The organism is Geobacillus sp. B4113_201601, assembly GCF_001587475.1.
GTDB classification, from domain to species: Bacteria; Bacillota; Bacilli; order Bacillales; family Anoxybacillaceae; genus Geobacillus; species Geobacillus icigianus.
Map to the genome: position 1 here is coordinate 1 of NZ_LQYX01000031.1, position 1846 is coordinate 1846.

Annotated in this window: 2 protein-coding genes; both read right to left on the bottom strand. The window is 54.1% G+C overall.

All coding sequences use genetic code 11. The annotated features are described in order from the left end of the window. Positions 1-265: 265 nt before the first annotated feature. Positions 266-1633 carry a DDE-type integrase/transposase/recombinase gene (locus B4113_RS04260; RefSeq protein ID WP_235597955.1) on the bottom strand — a complete coding sequence of 456 codons (1368 nt, stop codon included), beginning with the start codon at positions 1631-1633 and terminating at the stop codon, positions 266-268. Beyond that, the coding region (locus B4113_RS20315) for a hypothetical protein (RefSeq protein WP_235597956.1) at positions 1548-1846 on the bottom strand (299 nt) is incomplete at its 5' end. The genes B4113_RS04260 and B4113_RS20315, both read right to left, overlap by 86 nt.

The window sequence follows — 1846 nt, forward strand, 5'->3', positions numbered from 1 at the left end:
GGTAGCGTCAAAAGTTCTATGAAAACTCCACACAGATCATCCCATTGAGCATCGTGGGGCATGCGGAGGGCCGGATTCGCCCTTGACCAACACCCGCCAAAGGTGCGGAAGAGTCGTCAAGGGCGACGGGGACAAAAAAGAAGGCAATAAGAAAGCCGCCCTTGCCATGACCGAATTTTACCTTTGGCGGTGTTCGGTTGGTCAAGGGTTCGCTTCGCCGAATCCGGCAGGAGTTCTGTTCAACGGGCTCCGGAGGACAAAAAAGTCAGGCCGCCTCTTGTTGGAGAAACGCTTGTGCCATGGCGATCAGCTTCGTCCACCGGGCCGGCATATGCGGAAGATCCGCCAGTTCCGGGATGACGACCGGCACCCGGCCTTCGAGCGCGCTGTGTGGGCGCAGAAAGTTGAAATACGCCACAAACAGCGTCACAAAGGACACCGAGCCTTCTTCCGCACCAAACCCATGGGTCGGGCGGTAGTTGCCTTTAAAGGTCCGGTTGAATCGCTCGATGATCTGCTTGAGAGGGCGAAACTCTTCCGAGACCGGATCCTCATTGGTCAGCCCGATCACTTGGCGGACGTCAAATGAAATCCCGTGTTGGGCGAAGAAGTGTTGCGCCAGCCGGTAAATCGGGTTGCCATCCACGACGAACGACAAGTCGTCTGGGAGGGACGCTAGCTTCCTGAGGACATCATCGATGGCCTTGATGGCCGAGAGCGTGTCCCGGTTGGGCGAGACGCGATACGACAGCACGATCTTTTTGACGGCGTCAAACATAAAGAACAGGTAATGCCAGCGCCCTTTGACGCGAATATACGTCTCGTCCCCGCAAAACGAACCGGACAGCTCATACGGGAACCGGTCGACAAAGGGCTTGATCCAAAGCGCGACGCTGTTGGCGTAGTTGAGCACCGTCTGATGGGAGATCGAGACGCCATGGATGTCCTTCATGGCGGCGGCGGTCTCCCTCGAGGACATCCCAAAGTTGACGTAGTACGTCAACACGAGCCCCAACACGTGCGGCGACGCAGCCAGCCGGGACAAATCGACCTTCGGCTTGATGAGCGACGAGGAAGCCAACGGGAGAAAGTCAAACAAGAACTCTCGAAACAAATACCGCACCTTGAAGGCTTGAGGATCCTGTTGAAACTGTTGGCGCTCCTTCTTCGTCATCCGGCGAAGGTTGGCCTGGTAAAACGGGCAAGCGTTGTTCTTGCACTTATAGATGTGGTATTCTTTGCGTTCCTTGATTTTTTCCAGCGTCTTTTTGCAGTGCGGGCAGCGAAAGACCGCTTGCTTGGTGAACCGATTTCGGTGGTTGAACCGGCACTGGCACACTTTGCATTGGTATTGCCCTTTTCCGCCGTTATTGGCGTACAGGTAAGAAGAGGGAGCCTGGCAGCGAGGGCAGGTCAACGAATCCGGAACACGGTGTTTCGCATTCGCGCGGCGCTGGATGGGCCGTAAAGGACGTCCGTGCTGGGCTTCATAGTCTGCCAACAGCTTCCGGTAATCAAGGGTTTCCGGCACATCGATGATCGGAAGGTCATCGACCTGAAGTTTCCGGTACGGCTTTTGGATGGGTTCGTCCAAGTCCTCGAGATTCAAGGATTTTCCCACGATCACACCCATCAAATACACAATGATTTGATATTGGGTCTTGATTATTTCGAGCAAATAGGCTAATAATTGAGGTAACAAAGCTTGTCACTCCTTTGTTTTGGCTGTTGGGTGTCGTTACCTCAATGATGGCCGAAAACAACGGGGGTGGCAAGCTTTTTTTCTTCCAACCGTTGAAACTCAAGGGAAAACCGTGAGTGTGGAGGATAAACTTTTGACAATACC

What these genes read in the sequence shown, in the direction of transcription:
- B4113_RS04260 (WP_235597955.1), bottom strand. Translation starts at nt 1,633, where the DNA reads ATGGGTGTGATCGTGGGAAAATCCTTGAATCTCGAGGACTTGGACGAA.